The following is a 21,036-nucleotide window of genomic DNA, read 5'->3' on the forward strand; positions in this document are numbered from 1 at the left end:
AACGCACGTCTTGCGTTGTCCAGCCCTTGACAACTTCTCTTTTGCTGGTTTTGATTTAATATCAGAATTTACAGACTGCCCTGGCTCAGTCTTCATTTAGGGCTCAGAGAGAGCGACTACATACCCATTGCCTTAAATCAAATCAAATCCCAAGGGTGGAGATTTATACTATGAGAGAAATCGGCTCCGGGACTGGGTTAATCAGACCGTCTATTTCTTCTGTTTTGCGCCTCAGCCCCTGGTTGATAGTCATGACGCTGGGCTGGGCCAATGCTGCCATGGCTCAGGCCGCACCTAGGGTCAGCGAAGGCGTGGGCAGTGAAGACATCGTCAGTGAAGACATTAGGGCCGTTGAACTTCCAATATCAGACTCATCAGGAAACGTTGTCCTGTCCATCGACTCCACCAATCTAGAAGCAGTGTTTGAGAGTCCTACCCTCGTTGAAACGGAGGAGGAATCCATCACGGTTCAAGATAATTTATACCTACTTCGTGAGTCCGCCGATGAGGCCTCCTTGAGAGAAACCTTTACCCAGGCCAATTTACTCACTCAAGCTACCGATTCAGCCGATGAAATTCCCTGGCGATTTAGTATTGAGCCGTTCTTTTACGTACCCTTTGGGGCCAATGGCGACGTCACGGTTAGGGGAATTAGCGCACCCATTAATGCCGGGATTAGCGACACTTTTAGCACCATTGTCAATGACCTCAACTTTGCCGCCTTTGGTCGATTTGAAGCCTGGAAAGGCCCCTGGGGTATCTTTTTTGGGGGAGCCTATGTGAACCTGGGTACGGGGCAAACGGCAACCATTCCCGTTCCTCCGGCGCTACAGCAAGTCGGCTTGCCCCCTCAGGCGACCCTAAGTGCGGCAGCGGGCACATCGTTTGTCCAACTGGATCTAGGGGGTGCCTACCGTTTTGGGGATAGTAATTTAGCTACGGCACTCAGAACCGCCGATACTGAATTTGACCTGGGGCCATTCGTATTTGATGCCCTGGCCGGGGTGCGATTCTATAGCTTCAACAACAATCTAGTGCTGACTGGCCCGCTGGGCAATCAGTTTGAGTTTGACCAATCTAAGACCAGTTTTGAACCCATGCTGGGGGGACGGGCTCGCTGGAACTTGTCCCATAATTTGGCGGCCTTAGCGGGTGGTAGTATGTCCGGTTTTGGCCTGGGAGACCTAACCTTCTCCGCCGCTGGATACGCTGGGGTTGACTGGCTATTTTCAGGAAATACCTCCCTGCTAGCCTCCTATGGGTTTACCTACCTGGACTACACCAGCGGCAATTCTGGTGTTAACCTGTTTACCCACGGCCCCAACATTGGGGTGAAGTTCAGATTTTAGCCCACGTTCTTAATATTGATGGATCGCATCCGTATGAAGTCAACATTTCTTGTCTATTCTGCGCTGGCTCTTGGCCTAACCACCGCCATAATTCCGGTGCCGGTAAAGGCCATGCCTGTTGCTTCTCCTGTGTCCATTGCCCAGGCTACGAACCGGCTGACGGAAGACAATGTACGGGCTGTCATTGACCAATTACAAACGGCACGGGCCAATCAGAATGTGGATCAAACCCTAGCACTCATAGCGCCCTTTGCGGTGACGGTGGTGACGGTTCAGTCGGGCAATGGCCTATCTACCATTACGACCCGTCTGGAAGGATTACAGGCCCATCGACAACTCCTAGAGCAATCCTTCGGACAAGTTCAGAGCCAGGAAAGCCTAGAAAACTACGTCACCATCGACATCATTAACGATGATTTTGGGATTGCCAAAATCTATCAAATGGAAGCCGTTGAAACCGCCGAAGGGCAATCATGGATGGCGTCCAGTCAAACGGTGCTGCGTCTAGGCCGAGTCGATGGTCGGGTGCTGATTACATCGGCAACGGTCGAGGGCTGGATTTCGCCACGCCCTGCCCAGAATTGATGCCCCACAGGGTTTCAAAAAGGGTCATGCTTTGAATGTAACGCTTTGAATACTTAGGTCTTAAATAACGAGGATAAACGGATGAAACGATCCATCGCAACAGGGTTGTCTGTGGTTACCGCCATGGCATTCCTAGGTTCTACGGCCAAGGTAGCTCAGGCCAGTTTTGGGAACTTTATGTTGGGCGTCGGGGCGGCTACGGGGACGAGTGCCGTCATCAATGCCAACCGCAGAGCCAATGAAGCCAATCAACGAGCCGCAGAGGCAGAACGCCAGCAAACGGTATCCGCTGAAGAGGAATTCTTTCGCGGCCTCCAGGATGCCCTAAATGGTCTCCCCTACGACAACTTCCGAGCCACCCTGGACTACGATCAGGGCTTCCAAGAAGGCGTGCGACGCTTGCAAGGTTCGGTCGCAGAGGACAAGGCGATCTAACCCGGTCTAGTACTACATCCGAACCCCAACGCGCCCTAGAAAAAGAGACTCGATTGCCGCTGACAGGCTGGCAGCAGGAGGTGAACCAAGTGGATCTCGCGCCTTATCTGGACATCAGCCTTGAGCAAATCGCCGACAATGTGCGCCAGATGAACCCCCAAGTCACTATCATTCCCGTTTCTGCCAAAACCGGGGAAGGACTAGACCTGTGGTTCAACTGGGTGCGCTCTCGGTCTAGCCCAGGTCATTAAAACAAGCTTCCCTAGCCCATTGGCGATCAACACATAGCGCCTTTTAGACCGGGGAAGCTTGGGGTTAGGTGTGCTTCGACGTTGTGAAATCAGCCAACGTCGAATAGAGGGTCAGCGGCTAGAGCCAGGAGTGCGCCCTCCCTCGTCATTGCTGCCGCCGTGGGGACGAGAATTGCCTGGATCGCAGCCCTCGGCACCGTTGCCAATGCCTTGGTTGCAGCTTTGGCGGCGACGATCGTCATCGTCATCGTCGTCATCGTCATCATCGTCATCGTCATCGTCATCGTCATCATCGTCGTCATCGTCGTCGTCGTCCACATTCACCGTATTGGTTTCAGTGGTCGTGGTGGTGGTGGTGGTGGTGGTGACGGTCGTCAGCCCCGTGAGACCCGTGATGTTGGTGGCGTTGGCGATGTAGGCCGACTCTACTTTCTCCACCTTGCCCAGGTAGGCCATGGCCTGATAGACAAAGCTACAGGCTTCGGCGCGAGACACGGTGCTGGACAGGTTGAGCGTGGTGACAGTGGGGTAGTTCACCAAAACGCCCCGTTCTACCAGGGCGGCGATGATCACCCGATATTCGCTGGGAATTTGGTTGGCGTCGCTGAACACGCTCAGGATGGCATCCACGGAGCGGCCCTGGCTCACCTGGGTAATGCCCATGCCCCTGGCCAGCATCACCAGCATATCCAGGCGGGTCATGGTGGCGTTGGGGTTAAAGGTGTCGTCATCAAGATCTAAAAAGCCCATGGAGTAGGCTTTCTGGATCGACTCATAGGCCCAGTAATTCCGAGAAAGATTGCGAATGGTGACGGTTTGACGAACGGTGGGCTGGTCGAAGGCTTGGGCAATCATGGCCGCATATTGGGCCTTGGTCAGGTTATTGGTGGGCAGGAAGTAGCCACCGGGAAAACCCGTTACCACTTGAATGGCGGATAGCCGATAGACAAAATCACTGGCCCAACTGGTGGTGGAAATGTCGGTAAATTGGGTTTGCGTCACCGTGGTGGTCGTGGTGGTGCGCTCGTAGATAACTTGGCCACCGTTATCGTCGTCGTCATCGTCATCATCATCGTCATCCTTGGTGTAAGCTCCGTCCAGAGCTTGTTCCAACAGTCCGGCATCCTTCAGCCAGTTAAAGTCTTGGATGGGGCCACGGGAGGCTTCGGCAGCTAGGGCTACTGAGGACGCACCGCCCAAGGTGAGGGCCGTAAACACCAGGGATAGCGGGGCTAGGCGTAGGGTCTTGGCCCAAGTACGGTCAGTCATGATCAATCGTTCTCCTCTAGGGTGTGAGAAAGGCAATCGTGGCGTGGTAGAGCACGATGTCTTTGGTCAACCTGTCTTTTTGCCCTGACGGAGGAGGAGGCCGATGGTTGCTAAGGGCCAAAAAACTTATCAATTCCCCATAAAAGCGGATCTATCGCTAAAAATTTTGCCTTTACGCTGAAAAATGGGAACTTTTCCGCCTAAGTTACGCTCATATCTCGGTTAAGGCCATCGTCCTAGGACACCAGATCGACGATGAGAGCGGTCGTGTGGTGGCGCAGTTCATCGAGTTTAGCCATGGCTTGCCCCTGGGTGAGTAGATCGTAGGCGAGGGCTAATCCGGCCTCTAGGGACTCTGCTGCACCGCTCTGCCACAGGTAAAACCCCGCATTCCACTGGGCCGTTTTGAACAGTTCCGAAGGTTTTCCCACTAGCACCGAAAGCAGGGCTTCACCGAGGCTGGTTTCGTCCTCTAGGGGGACATCATCGCCCTCAAAGCCGTAGTCCCTAGGGTGCAGCAGCAGGCGTTCTAACGGCTCACCAGGGACATGGTTGCTGGGGTGAATGCCGACGATGGCGGTGCGGCTACGGGCCAAATCACAACTGCCCTCTAAACCTTTGACGGCCATCCACTCGGCCTGTCCACGCAGGGCAAAGGTGACCTGGGCCAGGGCTTCGGTGGGGGGATGCACAAACCCCAGCACCAGGCGATGGGGGCCAGCGTAGGGCGACCACATCAGTTCCACGGTGGCGAAGGGGGGCCGCTTGCCGATTTGTTCCCGGTAGGGCACCAAGGCGTTAGCCTGAGGAAAATGCTGGGGCAGATAGACAAATCCGAACCCCGTTTGATTCAGCAAGTCGTGACTTTGGGCGAGGGTGAGGTGCGCTAGGTTCACCCCCAACTGCGCCCACAGTTCCACCAGGGGAATCCCTTCCTTGGTGGGCATTCGGTCGCCACCGTGCAGCACCACGGGCACCCCTGCCGCCAGCAGCACCAGGGTGGTTACAGGAACCACTGGAGCGGTGCGGGAACGGCCATCGTAGGGACAACTTAGCACCAGGGCTTTGCGGCCATCGGCAATGGCAGGGAGGGTTGGCCCTAGGGCGGTGTAGGCATCGAGGGTGCCCGCCAGTTCTTCGGGGGTGGGGCGTTTGATCCGGTGGGCAATCATAAAGGCCCCAATTTGGGCGGGGGTGGCGGTTTGGGTCAGCATCATGCAGGTGGCGGCGTCGGCCTCTTCGCGGCTAAGGGATTTAGAGGTATGGCTACCGCTGCCCACCTTTTTGAGTAACTCTCGAAAGTCTTGGCTCATGCTAATCCCCCTCGTCATTCCGCCCTAGGTCGTTTTTATCCTACCGAGATCGCGCCCTGGAAAGCATCGGCCCAGGCCCGATTGTGCCCCTTAGTAAGTCATTTCCAATGCTCAGCAAGCCGCACATGTCTGGTAGCATCAGCCTGCTATCTGCCCAGGAGTAGCTAAGAGATCCACCCTACCGTGAGTTGCTAATCTGCACCGAAGGTTGAACCATGGCCGCCTCCACCTGCTTGACGGATTGCAACACCGTGGCCGAAACTCCCTGCACCAGGTCATAGAACCGCCGAATCGGGGGAATGGTGAGCCGATCCCGCGTGGTTACGAGTACCACGGATCGGGTCAGCACGGGGTCTTCCGTGGGACGCACCGCCAGGGTGGGGTCGGTGTAACATTCCACCAGGGCCGACTGGGGCAGCAGGGCGATGAAATTTCCCTGGCGAATCACCCCCCGAAAGGCGTCTAAGGTGTTCAGTTCTAGGGCGGCTTTGAGGTCTTCCCCTCGGTTTTGGAACTGTTCCTGCACGAGGCGCTGCATTCCGTAGCCATCTTTAAAGATCACCTGGGGAAACCGAGACAGCATTTCCCAAGACACCTGGGGCTGGCTCGCGAGGGGATGATCCGCCGCCATCAGCACCTCCACGGCCTCCTCAAACAGTGGCGTCACCACCATTTCCGATTGGGTAATCAATCGTGGATTGTGCATCACCACGGCCACATCCACCAGGCCATCCCGCAGCACCTTGAGAGAACGATCACTACCCAGAGCCGTCACCCGCAACTGCACCTGGGGGTATTCCTCGCAAAACCGTTGCAGCACCGGGGGCAACAGCGTAGAGCACACCGACTGAATCGCCGCCACACAAAGCTCCGGCTGTTTCCCAGCCATCAAATCCGCAATATCCCGCGACACCTGCGTCCAATCTTGGTCAATACGACGAGCCTTAGGGAGCAACCGTTCACCCGCCACCGTTAGCTTGGCCTGGGCACCGCGATGGAACAACGGGGCGTCTAGCTCTGTTTCTAGAGCCTGCACCTGCCGACTCACGGTAGATTGGGTAACGCGGCACTGGTGCGCGGCGGCCTGAAAGCTACCCGTATCTGCCACCGCCAAAAACGCCTGAATTTGCTCGATCCGCATTAACCCACTGCCCAGGTGAAGAGTAACCCAGCCGCCCTAGGATGTCCTGGGAAGAACTGGCGTTACCCTTTCCTAACAGATCACCTCTTCCCAATTCGTATCAACGGTAGCCGAAACGCTACCCCTAATGATCGCCATGGGCCAATGGAAATCCTCGGAGGACGATGTCCTCTGTTGCATCTCCCCTGAAACAGGGGAGATGGATAGGATGGAGCCGTTGACCCTGAACCCTGTTTTGCCTCTCATACTACATCCGGCTCGTGATATCCCCGATATCAGCGGGCGAGGGCTGACACCAGGGTCATCCATCAGGGTTGAGGATAAGTTTTTGAAGCCAGCGCAACCCCTGAATCAGCCCCGTTTGGGCAATGGGGGACAGATCTTCGCCATAGCCCATGGCCCAGGTGGGCAGCAGCAGCGTATAGGCCAGGGGAGATTGACCATAGAGTTGTTGGGTCAGGATTAGCAGATCCATCGGGGTGCTGTGGTGTCCGGTGAAGGTGAGGGACGGCTCCGACCCCGGCATGAGCCTCGTCAGAATTAAGGGACTATGGGGATCCTGGGGGAGCGCGGCATCGACAAAAAAGACCCGTTCTTGATCAGCGATGAGGGCGGCTAAGTCGGGGGTGATCTGGTGGCAGGGGTAGGCTTCCACCTGGGCCAGGTGCCAATCCTCCACCGCTTCGGCTAGGCGATACCCCACGCCATCATCGCCGCGCAGGGTATTGCCATAGCCAATCACGAGGGTTTTCATGGGCGGATTGCTAGGGAATGGGGGCTCCATGTCGCCGCTGGTGCCACTGCCAAGCATGGGCCAGGATGGTGTCGATATCGCCGTATTTAGGATTCCAGCCTAGGGTATGGCGGGCCTTTTGGCTACTGCCCACCAGGGCCGAGGAATCCCCCGCACGACGGTCGGCCTCGATCACTGGAATTGGTCGCCCGGTGCCCTGTTGCACCGCTTCAATCACCTCCCGCAGACCCAGGGCGGTTTGCAACACGAGGGGAATGAGGTGGCCTTCGGGGTTGTGATCTTCGCCCAACAGGCCGCTGGGGTGTGCCCCCGCCGCATTGAAATAACGAAACTGCACCGACCGCAGATCCTAGGCTTGGTCATAGTCGGTGAGAATTTGCTCCACCATCAACTTAGTTTGGCCGTAGGGGTTGATGGGGTGCTGGGGGTAGTCTTCGGTCACCCCAATGGCCCTAGGCGGTACCATGGCCGAAACGTTCAGGCCGCATTGGGAAGTTCTAAAAAAGATTTGGAAGATGCAATGGAAGAGGGGAAAGCCCTGATATTCTCTCTAGAAGAAATGGTGATTGCCCGCAGCCCTGGGCGTGGCTCACCCCAGTCTAGCTGCCATCCCGATTCACATAAGGAGACTTCCCATGGCCAGCCCCAAGCGCATTGGCATCCTCACCAGCGGCGGCGACTGCCCCGGTCTAAATGCGGTGATTCGTGCGGTCGTGAAGTGCGCCAGTCGGCGGGGCTGGCAGGTGTTGGGGATTCCCTACGGCACCGATGGCATGATGCGGGTGACAGAGGGGGAATATCAACCCAGCGACCTAGTTATCCCAGAGCACGGCTACGACATTCCGGGGATGCTCCAGGGCATTGATGTGTTGCAATTCCTCAGCGGATCGATTCTGGGGTCGATCAATAAGGGCGATTCTCGCAACCCGGAGGTATTGGCCAAAATCCTCAAGGGCTACGAACTGCTGGGGTTGGATGCGCTCATTGCCATCGGTGGCGACGGCAGCCTGGACATCATCTACGAAATTTCCCTCAAGGGCGGCTGGAACCTGATAGGCATTCCCAAAACCATCGATAACGACGTGCCCTTCACCGAGCGTTCCATCGGCTTTGACACCGCCGTGCAAACGGTGAACACCGCCCTCTACGACCTCACCTTCACCGCCGCCAGCCACGACCGAGTCATGGTGGTGGAAGTGATGGGCCGCGACGCCGGACACCTCGCCCTCTACGGTGGCATTGCCGGAGGGGCCGATGTGATTTTGATTCCCGAACTGGTGTCTGCCCTCAATGGCACCATCATTGACCAGGTGTGCCACAAACTGGCGGAACTGCGTCACCGGGGCCGCAAGTTTGCCCTCGTGGTAGTGGCCGAAGGGGTACGGGGCGAAGATGGCCATCGCATGAAGATGATTGGGGAATACATGGCCAAGGAAATTGCCAGCCGCAGCCACATCCTCTGCGCCAGCGGGGCCGAAGACTATTGCGACATGGACGCCGTGGAAACCCGCGCCACGGTGCTGGGCCACATCCAGCGCAGCGGCACCCCCACCGCCTCCGACCGCTTGCTAGCCGCCGCCTTTGGCCGCAAAGCCACCGACCTGATTGCCGATGAGCGCTTTGGTCGCCTGGTGGTGTGGGAAGCGGGCCGGGTGCGATCCAAGGATTTAGGGGAGGCCATCGCCATCGTCCGCGACTGCCACGAACGCAACGTCTGCCCCGGCCCGGTGGAAATTGACGGCACCATGGTCAAGGTGGCCCGATCCCTCGGCATCTATGTGGGCGACCCTGCCGTCCTGCCCTCCCTCACCACCACCATGACCTAGCGATCTCCCTGGCCAATCCAAGCTGACCGGGGCGGCAGATAGACCCCATCCGGTGCGCTGTGGGCTTGGCGGTAGGCCCACAGGGTTGCCCAGGTCTGCGTTGGACTGGGTTGCTCCGCTCTGGGTGGCCCGAATGTCTGGAGTTGCGGTGCCGTTAGCATGGTCGCCACCTCCCCCGCATTGATCAGGACGAGGATGGTTGCGGCGTTCTGGCTCTCACGGCTTAACGTTCGGATGAACCCATAGGTGTTGCCCTCCGTAAAGCCCACCTGATAGGTGCCCGTGCGCAGGGCGGGATGTTGGTGACGCAGGGCAATCAGGTCTTTGTGAATCTGCAACAGATCCCGATTCCAGGCGGTTTCTGGGGGAAAAGTACGGCGACAATCGGGATCGAGTTCTCCCGGTAGACCGACCTCGTCGCCATAGTAAATACTGGGGGCACCGGGGAACGTCAGCAGCAGCACCGTTGCCAACACCATGCTGGCCTCGTCTTCCCCCACCACCGAATAGACCCGTGCCACATCGTGACTAGACAACAAATTAAGCTGGGCAAGCTGAATTTCCCAGGGATAGAGATCTAGCAACGTCTGAATTTTGGCCCCATAACCCGCCGCATCCAGGGCCGGATAGGGAAAATAGTGGGGCTTTTCCACCAAATCCATCCGCACCCGATTCCCCGCCGCAAAGGCAAGGGTTGGCCCGGTGAAGAGATAGTTCATCACCCCGTCAAACTGGGTGCCATCTAGCCACGGACGGGCATCCGTCCACACCTCGCCCACGATGTAGGCATCGGAATTAATAGCCTTGATACGCGCTCGAAATTCCTGCCAAAAACCGGAAGTCTTAATCTCATAGGGCACATCCAGCCGCCAACCATCAATGCCCTGGCGCACCCAATATTCCCCCACCCGCATGATGTATTCCCGCGCCGCCGGATGGTCATGATTAAACGTAGGCAGGGCACGATGATTTACCCAGCTTTGGTAATTCGCAGGTTGGCTGCCATCGTAGGCCGATAGGGGCCAGCCCTCCACTCGAAACCAATCTAGCCAAGGAGAATGGGGGCCGTTTTCCAAAATGTCATTAAAAAAGAAAAAGCCCCGACTAGCATGGTTAAACACCCCATCCAACACCACCTTCATGCCTCGCTGGTGGGCGGCTTCTAGGAGGTCAAAAAATGCCGCATTTCCCCCCAGCAATGGATCCACCTGGTAGTAATCGTGGGTATGGTAGCGGTGGTTGCAAGCCGACTGAAAAATCGGCGTAAAGTAGATCGCCGTAATCCCTAAATCCTGCAAATAGTCCAGTTTCTCCAGCACCCCCCACAGGTCGCCACCCTTGTAACCAGACGAAGTCGGTAGACTATCCCACGACTCTAACGGCACCGCCATCGCAGGCTCATCCACCCGCCGCCGAGTACGCGCCATCCGATCCGGAAAAATCTGGTAAAACACCGCCTGCTTCACCCAATCCGGCGTCTGAATCGCCATAATCTCTGCCTCGGTTGCTACCCCGATAGGCTATCGTCATCTGCCAGCCCTGGCTAGGGTAAGCCCATCGGTTAGAATATTACTAATCCTGGGGTTGTAGCTCAGCAGGATAGAGCGACCGCCTCCTAAGCGGTAGGTCGTGGGTTCAAATCCCGCCAGCCCCGTAGTTCAGTTTACGCCATTTGTTGGGATACTCGCCCCTTACGGCACCACTTGGCGCATATAGGCTCCCCAGACGGCGGCGGCTTGGCCACTGCTGCCTCGGGTGGGGGAGTTGTCGTCGTTGCCTAGCCATATTCCAGTGGTGAGGCCGTAGCTGGGCAGGGTGCCCACATACCAGAGGTCGCGGTTGTCGTCGGTGGTTCCGGTTTTGCCGTGTTCCCCTCGGCCTAGAGCAGCATTGCGGCCCGTGCCCCCCTGCACCACCCCTTGCAGCAAGGTGACGAGGGTATTGGCCACGCCAGGGTCAACGGCGGGGCGATTGGCATCCCCGGCTTGGCCAAATTCGTAGATGACGCGGCAGGTGGAGAGGTCGGCTTGGTTAGTGCAATCGCTGCTGTCGAGGACGCGCCCAATGCCATGGGGGCGATTCCACACGCCATTGTTGGCCACCGCCGCAAAGGATCCGGTGATTTCCAAGGGCGTCACTTCGCTTTCTCCTAGGGTCAGTCCTGGGGTGGGCCGTAGTTTGGAGGTAATCCCCAAACGCTGGGCGTTATCGATGACGTTACCGAGTCCCGCTTCTTTGGCGACCCGCAGAGCCACTACGTTTTCTGAGAGGGCCATGCCCCGGTACATATCCATGGGGGCCGATCCGGCTCGACAGCCCGCAAACCGTTGGCCGTTCCAGGTCATGGTATCGCAGGCAAAGGTGCGGCTAGGGGAAATGCCCTGTTCGAGGGCGGATCCGTAGGCAAACAGCTTGAAGGTGGATCCGGGCTGGCGCAGGGCTTGGGAGGCCCGATTAAACTGGCTTTGGCCAAAGTCTACCCCACCCACCATGGCCCGAATTTCCCCGGAGGTCGTATCCACGGTCACCACGGCCCCCTGGGAATAGCCCAGGGCCGATCCACGGGTCGAGACATCGCTGGTGAGGGCATTTTCCGCCAGCCGTTGCAGGTTGAGATCCAGCCCCGTCTGCACAATGAAATTTCCCTCCCGCGCCAGGGACTCCCCCAGCACGGTCTCTAGCTCCTGAAAAATGTAGCTGTAGAAGTAGGGGGCGCGGGTACTTTGTAGTTGGCGGGTGGCTTCGGGGCTAATTTCAATGCGGGAACGACGGGCGCGACGGCCTTCCTCCTGGCTGACCATACCCAGGGCCACCATGCGTTCTAGGACGCGATCTCGGTAGAACACCGCTGCATCGTAGTTTGTCACCGGGTTGAAGGCGTTTGGCCCCGGCAAAATCCCCACCAGGGTGGCCGCTTCCGAAAGGGTCAGATCCTTGGCGGATTTGGCGAAATAGAACTGGGACGCATCCTCAAAGCCGGAGAGGTTTTCCCCTAGGTAGACCCGGTTCATATAGGTGAGCAGCAGCTTGTTTTTGCTGTAGAACGTCTCCAGCTTGAGGGCCACAATGGCTTCGCGAATTTTGCGGCCAGCGGAATCCTCGGTGCCGACATACTCCCGGTAAATGCTGCGGGCGAGCTGCTGGGTGATGGTGCTGGCCCCCTGGCGAATCTCACCTCCTCGCACGTTAATCACCACCGCCCGCGCAATGCCGAGGGGGTCGATCCCCAAGTGCCAGTAGTAGCGGGTATCCTCCGAGGCAATCAGCGCCTTAGGCAGATAGGGGGAAAAGTCTCCCATGCTCTGAAGTTCTCGGTGGGCCTGGTTACGCTGTTCCCGCAGGGGCACCTGTTCCCCGTTTTCTTCGGCGTAGATCATGACCGGCCCCTGCACCGAATCCGGCAGCGGATGCATCGGAATTTTGGGCCATTCCACGCCCACAATCCACGTTCCCACCGCCAGGGAAACCCCGGTGAAGCCGTAGAGGGTATACCGCGCCGCTTTCACATACCAGGGCGGCGGATCAAGGTAGCGCAGGGTGACGGCATCCGCCAGTTCCGCTGGCCCCAGGGTATACACATCGCCATGGTTCATCACCGCCCGACTGAGGCGCTTCTTGCCACGATAGATACCGTTGGTGGAGTTGCGATCCTTCAGCACAAAGGGCTGGCCTGGACGGTTCACATCCCGCGTTAGGGTGGCGTGTACCTGGCTGACAATAGGACTCGCCGCCACAATGTCGCACTGGGACGAACTACGCCCCATCACGTAATGCTCCCCCAGCAGGGGATAGGTGGTGGGACGGCCCTCCACGACCACCTCCAACGAGGCCGCACGGGAACCGGGCTTCACCGACAGCTTACCAAAATCCACCTTGGCCTGAACCGCCTGGAATGCTTGGGTGACAGTCTTCAACAACGTGCGCGGTGGCGAGGGCGGCGGCGAGGACGGAGAAGAGGGCGGAGGAGAAGGGTTTGAGTTCGTCATGGCAGGGGCAATGCCTTGACCCAAAAGGACATGCCCCATTGTAGACATAAGCGCTGGAATTGCTGGGGGGGAAAGGTCAGTTTGTGATCTGGGTGAGGCGTGGGGCGTGGGGAAAAATTCGCTGTTTCACGGGGGCGATCTCGTGGCAAACTTGCACAGAGGAACCTGTTGATACAGGCCATTGACGCTGCTCCAGGGGAGACAAAGGTAAGGCTATGGCGTTTGAATATCCCGAAGATCTGAAATACCTCGATACGCATGAGTATGCGCGGGTAGACGAGGAGGAAAGTATTGTCACCGTTGGCATTACCGCCTTTGCTATCGATCAACTGGGCGACATTGTGTTTCTAGAACTCCCCGACGTGGGCGACAGCGTGGAAAAGGGCGAGCGCTTCGGCAATGTGGAATCCGTGAAGGCGGTGGAAGAACTGAAGTCCCCGGTAGATGGCGAGGTGCTGGAGCGCAACGATGCGCTGATCGATGCCCCGGAACAAATTGGCGACGATCCCTACGGCGATGGCTGGCTGATTAAGGTCAAGGTTGAAAGCTTTGATGACCTGGATGATGCCATGTCCGCCGCAGAATATAAGGACCAAGTGGAAGGTTAAGCTACGGCACCCATGGTCAGTGAATCCTTATCTGGGTTAAGGCGGCGGGGCGTTAACATTTCATAAAATTTAGCCCTGCATTCAGAGGGCTAGTGGGAAAATCCCTGGCTAAGGTGAGATTTTTCTGGCAGGTGACAGCTAGGATACTTACCCTATCAGTAACGGCTTGTTATCCTCAGGCCAAGCTTGCCCCCGTGGCTTCCAGACGGTGGCTCACTGACTATCCAGGACATCCCCTACCCAGGACATCCCGTGTTTGAGTATCTGCCTCCCCTCAACGACCACAACCTGCCCTACCCCGACACCATCCACCCCATCGTGGTGCATTTCGTCATCGCCATGGCCCTGTTCGCCTTTGTGTGCGACGTGGTGGGCACCCTCACCAAAAATCCCCGCTACTACGAGGTGAGCTGGTGGAATATGGCCTTTGCCACGGTGTCGATCTTTATTGCCGTCATCTTTGGCCAAGTGGAGGCGGGGCTGGCCACGCCCTACGTGCCCTCGGCGGAATCCACCCTCAACCTGCACACCATTTTGGGCTGGGGGCTGTCGGGCATCATCGCCGCCATTACGGGCTGGCGCTACGTGCTGCGGAATAATGACCCCAAATCTTTGCCCATCGCCTACCTAGGTGTGGGCGGGTTATTGACCGGACTGGTGCTGGTTCAGACCTACCTGGGCGATAAGCTGGTGTGGATCTACGGCCTACATACCGTGGAAGTGGTGGAAGCGATTCGTGACGGAGTGCTGTAATGAGTCCCGATTTGATTGACCAGATCGCCAACCAACTGGGGCCAAATGGCTTGCCCTACGTGGTGCCCATCCACCCCAACCTGGTACACCTGACGCTGGGCCTGTTTATCGTCGCCATCAGCTTCGATATTGTGGGGGCGCTGTTCCCGCTGGAAAAGCGGGTGTTCAAGTTTTTGGCGATTCCGGCCAGCTCCTCCAATTTTTACGATGTGGGCTGGTTCAACATGGTGGCGGCGGCGGTGATCACCTTCCCCACGGTGGCGGCGGGCTTCTACGAAATGCTGCTGGCCCAACCCCCCAGCGATGGCGTCAGTGCCTGGGGGCTAGCAAGCCTGGAAACCATGCTCTGGCACGGGGTTGGCGGCGTGGTGCTGCTGGCGTTGATTACCGGGATGGCCCTCTGGCGAGGCTTCCAGCGCTACGTATGGCGGAAAGATCGGGCGCGACAGGTGCAGTGGTCGTACCTGGTGGCGGGTCTAGGAATTTTTGTGTTGATGTTTGCCCACGGCACCCTAGGGGCACAGTTGGCGGCTGAATTTGGCGTCCACATCAGCGCAGATCGCCTCCTCAGAGCCGGGGAAGATTTGACGATTTTGAATGTGATTCCTCACCAGATCCCAGGGTTCTGATTTGGGGTGAACCAAAATCCTTCGCTAATGGCCTAAGAACCTTGGGATCTCAAGCGTTCTCCTTCCACATTTTTTGCATTTTTACTTTTGCCTTTTGCCTTCCCCCTTTTCCCTATGAACCTTCGCCTAATTCTCAAACTTGCCGCTGTGGCCGGAATTCTCACCGCCATTAGCCTCTGGATGGGCCAGGTGGCCTATAGCTGGTTGCCGCCCCCGGCCTCGGCAGAAGCAGTGCTGGTGGATGGCCTGTTTAGTCTGATGACCGCCATTGGTAGCTTCATTTTTTGTGGGGTGGTGGGTACCGTCACCTACTCAGTGCTGTTTCAGCGGGCGGGCAAGTACGACGAAAGCGATGGCCCCCCGATTGAGGGCAACCTCACCCTAGAGGCGGTGTGGACAGCGATTCCGATCCTTCTGGTGATTTGGATTGCCGCCGCCAGCTATCGGGTCTACGACCAAATGTCCATCCTGGGGCCGATGGAGCACATCCATATGGGCGGGGGGGAAGCCATTGCCGCACCGATGGAGATGGCCCAGGCCATGGCGGACGGGACGGAGGAAATTGAGGTTCATGCTCGCCAGTGGGTGTGGGAGTTCTACTATCCCAAAGCCAACGTCACCAGCACCGAACTGCACTTGCCCAAGGATCGCCGCATTAAGCTGGCCTTGACCTCCGAAGATGTGCTGCACGGGTTCTACATCCCCGCCTTTCGGGTAAAGCAGGATGTCATCCCCGGTCGAGACATTGACTTTGAATTCACCCCAATTTTAGAAGGCAAATATCGTCTGCGGGATTCCCAATACAGCGGCACCTACTTTGCGGCAATGCAGGCCGATGTGGTGGTGGAATCGCCGGACGCCTACCAACAATGGCTTGCCACAGCGGCAAAGTCTCCCCTAAAACCGGGCCTCAATCCCTCCTACGACGAATACCAACGCACGGGCGGCGACGATCATCGTCCCGGATGGAAAACCGTGCCCCCCGCCCCGTCCCCGATGGTGAATTATGTGGGGTCTTGATGCCTATTTTGTTCCCATGCGGTTATGCCTGGGGATCCCCCTAAATCCCCCTTAGAAAGGGGGACTTTGAATCCGAATCCGAACCTCCCTTACGAAGAGGGACTTTAACTCTAGTTCCCCCCTTTCTAAGGGGGGCCAGGGGGGATCAACCGAGGGCAGCTTTGCCAGAATCCATCCATCGACAAGCGGTGATTAAAACAGGAGAGGGGCTAGAAACAAAAGCAAAGCTATGACCTAAGGCAACTTCCTGACAGCACGCTTATATAAAGACATCAACACCAAGACACCTGAACTAAGGACATCTATTAAATGACGAACATCTCCATAGACGCCCTTGCCCCGGAACGCCAGGAACCGAATCCTGGGGAACCAGAAAATTGGTGGCGCTTTTTCACCTTCAGCACCGACCACAAGGTGATTGGCATTCAGTACATCGTCACCGCCTTTGTGTTCTTTCTGATTGGCGGCTTCCTAGCCATGGTGATGCGCGGTGAGTTGATCACCCCCGAAGCCGACCTGGTGGATCGCACGGTGTACAACGCCCTGTTCACCATGCACGGCACCCTCATGCTGTTCATGTGGACGTTTCCGGTGCTGAATGGTTTGGCCAACTACCTGGTGCCCCTGCAAATTGGGGCGCGGGATATGGCCTTCCCTCGGCTGAATGCGGTGGCCTTTTGGCTGGTGCCGATCTTTGGCGTCATTTTGATGGCCAGCTTTTTGGTGCCCGGTGGCCCCTCCCAGTCCGGCTGGTGGGCCTATCCTCCGGTGAGCTTGCAGAATCCCACGGGCAACCTGATCAACGGTCAGGCGCTCTGGCTGGTGGCGGTGGCGCTGTCGGGGGTGTCGTCGATTATGGGGGCGGTCAACATCGTCACCACCATTGTGCGGATGCGGGCACCGGGGATGACCTTCTTCAAAATGCCCGTGTTCTGCTGGACGGTGATGGCGGCGCAGATCATCCAGCTTTTCGGCCTGCCAGCACTAACGGCGGGGGCGGTGATGCTGCTGTTTGACCTGATGGTGGGCACCAGCTTTTTCGACCCGGCTAAGGGCGGCGACCCAGTGCTGTATCAGCATTTCTTCTGGTTTTACTCTCACCCGGCGGTGTATGTGATTATGCTGCCGATTTTTGGGGTGTTTTCAGAACTTTTCCCGGTCTATGCCCGGAAACCGCTGTTTGGCTACCACGTTGTCGCTGTTTCGTCCTTTGTGATTACCGGGCTGAGCGGTATCGTGTGGGTTCACCACATGTTCGCCAGCGGAACTCCGGGCTGGATGCGGATGCTGTTCATGTTCACCACCATGACCATCTCCGTGCCCACAGGGATTAAGGTGTTTGCCTGGGTGGCGACGATCTGGGGCGGCAAGCTGAAGCTGAACACCGCCATGCTGTTTGCCCTCGGCGGCATGACCATGTTTGTGTTCGCGGGCATCACGGGCATTATGCTGGCCTCCACCCCGGTAGATATCCACGTCAACAACACTTACTTTGTGGTGGGCCACTTCCACTACGTCCTCTACGGCTCCATGACCATGGGCATGTTCGCCGCCCTCTACCACTGGTTCCCCAAAATGACCGGGCGGATGTACTACGAAGGGCTGGGCAAGCTGCACTTTGTCCTCGCCTTTTTGGGTACCAACCTCAACTTTCTGCCCATGCACCCCGCTGGCCTAATGGGGATGCCCCGCCGCGTCGCCTCCTACGACCCAGAATTTGCCTTCTGGAACGTACTGGCCAGCCTGGGCGGCTTCTTGCTGGGGGTCTCCACCCTGCCCTTTTTGCTGAACATGATTAGTTCCTGGGTGCAGGGCGAAAAAGCCCCCGCTAACCCCTGGCGGGCCATCGGCCTAGAGTGGATGGTGGCCTCACCGCCGCCCCACGAAAACTTCGACGAAATTCCCACCGTCATCGCTGAACCCTACGGCTACGGCAAAAACGAACCCCTCACCGCCCAACAGGCGGCCTTGCAGCAACTCGCGTCTACGGAGGTGGCCTAAATGAGTTCCGTCAACCTTGATTCCACGGTGAACACTGCCGCTGAAGCCAGCCACGCCCACCACGAAGAAGGGGAACACCGCCTGGTCGGGTTCATCATCTTCCTGCTGTCGGAAAGCGTGATTTTCCTCAGTTTCTTTGTGGGCTATGCCGTCTACAAAACCACCGCCCTCGACTGGCTTCCCCCCGGTGTAGAAGGGCTAGAGGTACGCGATCCGCTGATCAACACCATCGTCCTGGTCTCTAGCAGCTTCGTCATCTACATCGCCGAACGCTACCTGAAAAAAGAAAACCTCTGGGGTTTTCGGGCCTTTTGGCTGCTCACCATGGCCATGGGTAGCTTCTTCCTCTATGGCCAAGCGGTGGAATGGTCGGGCCTCAGCTTCGGCTTCACCGATGGTCTCTATGGCGGCACGTTTTATTTGCTGACGGGCTTCCACGGCCTCCACGTTTTGACGGGCGTCCTACTCCAGGCGATCATGCTGGCCCGTTCCTTCATCCCCGGCAACTACGACGATGGCGAAGTGGGGGTGATCGCTACCTCCCTGTTCTGGCACTTTGTCGATGTGATCTGGATTGTGCTGTTTATCCTGATCTATGTCTGGCAGTAAGAAGATGCAAGACCACGACGTTTGCTAGAATCTTTCATATATAGCTAAGCTATAGACTTTTGTCTTATCTCTATGGAGCTTGATATCTAATGTGGCCTGAGGAACTTTTCGATTTTGCTTACTTCCCAAATATTAATGAGCTACTGCAAGAATTAGCTGAAGAGGCGGAGCCTGAAGACTGGGAGTACAAGAATACATCCTCTCATGGTGGTTATGAACTTCCGATTCTTTTTAATTATATAAAATACACCTATCGTAAGCTTGCTGAAGAAAGTAAGCTTATGCTTTCTGAAGATGGTCAGTATTGCTGCTTTAATACAGGGTTAGTCACAGAAGGGCAAGAACCTATATATGCCTCTTTTGAGGTGAATCGAAGAGATGGTCTACAAAGATGGTATTTCAAAGGTTGGTTTCGTCGAGGGAGGTGGGAGCTTAATGTTTTCTCAGAGTTGCCAGATCTGGCTCACTATTTCGATGATCCATCGTCACTAGTTCTTGATACCCGTAAGGATTTAAGAGTTAATGTTGAGCATATTGTCGCTGAAAATAAGGATCGTTTTCCAGAACCTTACAGTACAATGCAACCTTATGGCCTTCAAACTTTTTTGAAGGGAGCCATAGATAATGCTAGAGAAAGAGTGCGGAGAAATTATAAGACGGCCATCCCACAGTACTATAAGGGGCAGATTCAACTACTCCTTCCCTTATGTCTTGGTAATCCAGCTAAGGCAGACTTGGCACTAGTGGTAGAAAGACACTCTACCTTTTATCGAGCATCAACCTGTCTGACGCTAGATATGGCTTATAACAATGCTCGTCAACTCACTAGACCTGACCGTGATTGGCTTCAGCCCTAGCCTAAATACAGCAAGCTAGTGAACTTATAGCCAGCTAAGGTGGCTGTTCTCTCTCTGCGGTAAGGATCTTCGAAGGTAATAATTTGAGAGTGTTCAGAATTTTGTGTAAATTCCAGTTTTAAGGCGGAAAATCAAGGGTTTTGAAGCTGCTTACACAAAATTCTGCTCAGTCTCGCTGGCTGTTTTCCGCCAGTGCCGACGAACGGCTGATTCGCTGGAATCTGGAAGCGGTGATGACCGTAGACCCACTGGACTATGCCTGCGACTGGGTGCAGGACTACCTCACGACCCACGCAGATCTGGGCGACGAAACCCGGCAGATCTGCGACTGACCCACCAGAACCCCCATCCCCAAAAAGCGACCCATGGGCCTCCTGACCCAGTTCAGATCTGCGCTTAATCTGAGTTCGGAATCCCAAAAGTCTCAATTAAAGTAGACTCGCTTTTCCCCCCTAGGAGGGCTACTGTGTATACACATCTTGTTTGCATACTGCAAGTTCTCGGAAATCCCCCTAAATCCCCCTTAAAAAGGGGACTTTGAAACCCTTTGCCCCATTCTCTTATGGCCGCCACCGACTGGTTTTACCCCTTCCCGCCCCTCCAGGCAGGTACCTTGCTGAAGCGCTACAAGCGTTTTTTTGCCGATATTGAGCTGGATAGCGGCGAGGTGATTACCGCCCACTGCCCCAACACCGGGCCAATGACGGGCATTTGCCACCTGGGCGGACGGGTGATGGTTTCCCACAACCCCAGCCCCAAGCGCAAGCTGGCCTATACATGGGAACTGGCCGAGGTGAACGACACCGTCTCCACTTGGGCGGGTACCAACACCGCCCTGCCCAACCGGGTGATGAAATCGGTGCTGGAGGCGCGGCTGATCCCAGAACTGGGGGACTACGACGCCATTCAGCCAGAGGTGCGCTACGGTCACGATGGCAAAAGCCGGATTGACTTTGTGGTGTCGCGACAAGATGGATCACCACCCACCTACATCGAAATTAAAAATACCACCTGGGCCAAGGGCACCCTAGCACTGTTCCCCGATACCGTCACCACCCGTGGCCAAAAACACCTGCGGGAACTGAGGGATCTGATTCCCACCGCCAAGGCCGCTATGGTGTACTTCATCAACCGGGGCGACTGCACCGACTTTGCCCCCGGCGACGAGGCCGACCCCACCTACGGCGATCTCCTGCGGCAGGCCATGGCGGCAGGGGTACAGGTGTTGCCCTGTCGCTTTGAGATTACGCCCCAAGGCTTGCGTTACCTAGGTTTGGCCCCCCTCAGACTATCCACTCCAGGCAATATTTGTAGAATCTAAGCTGATATGCATTTAAATTGCATTGATTGTGTTTCCTTTGTTTTTGATCTTGCGATCCCAGTTGATGACAAGCTGCCCTTCGTTCAACAGGTTATGAACAAGCGCTTCTAAATCCTCAATCGACTCAAATAGACGATTGGCAATGAATTCCTTTGCAGAGTGCCAAACTAACTCGATTAAATTATAGTCCGGACTGTAGGGTGGCAGAAATTCTAAAACAATGTTGGGCATCTCCTTCGCTATCTTCTCTAGAATCTCTGCCTTTTTATGAATACTTGCATTGTCTAAAATGATAAGAATCTTAGGGCCATCCTGCTCAAAGTCTTCAA

At 56.4% G+C, this 21,036-nt stretch carries 21 protein-coding genes, 1 tRNA gene and 1 pseudogene; 15 read left to right on the forward strand and 8 right to left on the reverse strand.

The window, feature by feature from the left end:
* Positions 1-251 precede the first annotated feature (251 nt).
* The 4 genes from H6G62_RS07805 (at position 252) to H6G62_RS07820 (ending at position 2,620) form a co-directional block, all read left to right on the forward strand.
* On the forward strand, positions 252-1,349 hold the full coding sequence (locus tag H6G62_RS07805) for a hypothetical protein (RefSeq protein ID WP_190493749.1): 1,098 nt from the start codon (positions 252-254) through the stop codon (positions 1,347-1,349).
* Positions 1,350-1,460: 111 nt separating this feature from the next.
* Positions 1,461-1,934, forward strand: a complete 474-nt coding sequence (locus H6G62_RS07810) for a hypothetical protein (protein ID WP_190493751.1) — start codon at positions 1,461-1,463, stop codon at positions 1,932-1,934.
* Between the two features lie 81 nt (positions 1,935-2,015).
* Positions 2,016-2,369 (forward strand): hypothetical protein, encoded by a 354-nt coding sequence (locus tag H6G62_RS07815; protein WP_190493753.1) that lies wholly within the window; start codon positions 2,016-2,018, stop codon positions 2,367-2,369.
* Positions 2,370-2,422: 53 nt separating this feature from the next.
* Positions 2,423-2,620, forward strand: a complete 198-nt coding sequence (locus H6G62_RS07820) for a hydrogenase isoenzyme nickel incorporation hypB domain protein (RefSeq protein WP_347239308.1) — start codon at positions 2,423-2,425, stop codon at positions 2,618-2,620.
* Between the two features lie 111 nt (positions 2,621-2,731).
* Here the strand turns inward: H6G62_RS07820 and H6G62_RS07825 are convergent, their stop codons facing one another.
* The 5 genes and pseudogenes from H6G62_RS07825 to H6G62_RS07845 all read right to left on the reverse strand — a co-directional run.
* Positions 2,732-3,889 carry an S-layer homology domain-containing protein gene (locus tag H6G62_RS07825; RefSeq protein ID WP_190493755.1) on the reverse strand — a complete coding sequence of 386 codons (1,158 nt, stop codon included), beginning with the start codon at positions 3,887-3,889 and terminating at the stop codon, positions 2,732-2,734.
* Positions 3,890-4,125: 236 nt separating this feature from the next.
* Entirely contained in the window at positions 4,126-5,202 is a 1,077-nt protein-coding gene (locus tag H6G62_RS07830) for an anthranilate phosphoribosyltransferase family protein (RefSeq protein ID WP_190493756.1), read from the reverse strand.
* Positions 5,203-5,380: 178 nt separating this feature from the next.
* Complete coding sequence (locus tag H6G62_RS07835) at positions 5,381-6,343, reverse strand: LysR family transcriptional regulator (RefSeq protein WP_190493758.1); 963 nt, start codon at positions 6,341-6,343, stop codon at positions 5,381-5,383.
* Positions 6,344-6,644: 301 nt separating this feature from the next.
* Positions 6,645-7,097 carry a hydrogenase maturation protease gene (locus tag H6G62_RS07840; protein WP_190493760.1) on the reverse strand — a complete coding sequence of 151 codons (453 nt, stop codon included), beginning with the start codon at positions 7,095-7,097 and terminating at the stop codon, positions 6,645-6,647.
* Between the two features lie 10 nt (positions 7,098-7,107).
* Positions 7,108-7,554 (reverse strand): annotated as a pseudogene (locus tag H6G62_RS07845) (GDP-mannose 4,6-dehydratase); the annotation flags it as partial.
* Between the two features lie 178 nt (positions 7,555-7,732).
* Here H6G62_RS07845 and H6G62_RS07850 point away from each other — a divergent pair.
* A complete protein-coding gene (locus H6G62_RS07850; protein ID WP_190493764.1) occupies positions 7,733-8,923 on the forward strand; it encodes an ATP-dependent 6-phosphofructokinase in 1,191 nt (396 codons plus the stop codon).
* Here the strand turns inward: H6G62_RS07850 and H6G62_RS07855 are convergent.
* Positions 8,920-10,413 carry a glycoside hydrolase family 13 protein gene (locus H6G62_RS07855; RefSeq protein ID WP_190493766.1) on the reverse strand — a complete coding sequence of 498 codons (1,494 nt, stop codon included), beginning with the start codon at positions 10,411-10,413 and terminating at the stop codon, positions 8,920-8,922. The genes H6G62_RS07850 and H6G62_RS07855 overlap by 4 nt on opposite strands.
* A gap of 90 nt (positions 10,414-10,503) precedes the next feature.
* On the opposite strand from H6G62_RS07855, the gene H6G62_RS07860 reads away from it, so the two are divergent.
* Positions 10,504-10,577: transfer RNA gene (locus H6G62_RS07860), tRNA-Arg, on the forward strand.
* Positions 10,578-10,614: 37 nt separating this feature from the next.
* On the opposite strand, the gene H6G62_RS07865 is transcribed toward H6G62_RS07860, so the two are convergent.
* The gene (locus tag H6G62_RS07865) at positions 10,615-12,909 is read right to left on the reverse strand and encodes a transglycosylase domain-containing protein (protein WP_190493775.1); all 2,295 of its coding nucleotides are present in this window, start codon (positions 12,907-12,909) and stop codon (positions 10,615-10,617) included.
* A gap of 215 nt (positions 12,910-13,124) precedes the next feature.
* Between H6G62_RS07865 and gcvH the strand changes: the two genes are divergently transcribed.
* The 9 genes from gcvH (at position 13,125) to sfsA (ending at position 20,707) form a co-directional block, all read left to right on the forward strand.
* Complete coding sequence (gene gcvH / locus H6G62_RS07870) at positions 13,125-13,517, forward strand: glycine cleavage system protein GcvH (protein WP_190493777.1); 393 nt, start codon at positions 13,125-13,127, stop codon at positions 13,515-13,517.
* Between the two features lie 252 nt (positions 13,518-13,769).
* Complete coding sequence (locus tag H6G62_RS07875) at positions 13,770-14,270, forward strand: DUF2231 domain-containing protein (RefSeq protein ID WP_190493779.1); 501 nt, start codon at positions 13,770-13,772, stop codon at positions 14,268-14,270.
* Positions 14,270-14,899 (forward strand): DUF2231 domain-containing protein, encoded by a 630-nt coding sequence (locus H6G62_RS07880; RefSeq protein WP_190493781.1) that lies wholly within the window; start codon positions 14,270-14,272, stop codon positions 14,897-14,899. Before H6G62_RS07875 ends, H6G62_RS07880 begins: the two co-directional genes overlap by 1 nt.
* 114 nt (positions 14,900-15,013) lie before the next feature.
* The gene (locus tag H6G62_RS07885; protein ID WP_190493782.1) at positions 15,014-15,919 is read left to right on the forward strand and encodes a cytochrome c oxidase subunit II; all 906 of its coding nucleotides are present in this window, start codon (positions 15,014-15,016) and stop codon (positions 15,917-15,919) included.
* 309 nt (positions 15,920-16,228) lie between these two features.
* Positions 16,229-17,920 (forward strand): cytochrome c oxidase subunit I, encoded by a 1,692-nt coding sequence (ctaD, locus tag H6G62_RS07890; protein WP_190493785.1) that lies wholly within the window; start codon positions 16,229-16,231, stop codon positions 17,918-17,920.
* Positions 17,921-18,529 carry a heme-copper oxidase subunit III gene (locus H6G62_RS07895; protein ID WP_190493787.1) on the forward strand — a complete coding sequence of 203 codons (609 nt, stop codon included), beginning with the start codon at positions 17,921-17,923 and terminating at the stop codon, positions 18,527-18,529. It abuts the gene before it with no gap.
* A gap of 89 nt (positions 18,530-18,618) precedes the next feature.
* Positions 18,619-19,386, forward strand: coding sequence for a DUF3825 domain-containing protein (locus H6G62_RS07900; protein ID WP_190493789.1), 768 nt, complete (start codon positions 18,619-18,621; stop codon positions 19,384-19,386).
* Positions 19,387-19,526: 140 nt separating this feature from the next.
* Positions 19,527-19,718, forward strand: a complete 192-nt coding sequence (locus H6G62_RS07905; protein WP_190493791.1) for a hypothetical protein — start codon at positions 19,527-19,529, stop codon at positions 19,716-19,718.
* 230 nt (positions 19,719-19,948) lie between these two features.
* On the forward strand, positions 19,949-20,707 hold the full coding sequence (gene sfsA, locus H6G62_RS07910) for a DNA/RNA nuclease SfsA (protein WP_190493804.1): 759 nt from the start codon (positions 19,949-19,951) through the stop codon (positions 20,705-20,707).
* Between the two features lie 12 nt (positions 20,708-20,719).
* On the opposite strand, the gene H6G62_RS07915 is transcribed toward sfsA, so the two are convergent.
* The coding region (locus H6G62_RS07915) for a transposase (RefSeq protein ID WP_190492465.1) at positions 20,720-21,036 on the reverse strand (317 nt) is incomplete at its 5' end.

The sequence above is a fragment of the Phormidium sp. FACHB-1136 genome (assembly GCF_014697375.1).
In the GTDB taxonomy this organism is placed as follows: domain Bacteria; phylum Cyanobacteriota; class Cyanobacteriia; order Phormidesmidales; family Phormidesmidaceae; genus Nodosilinea.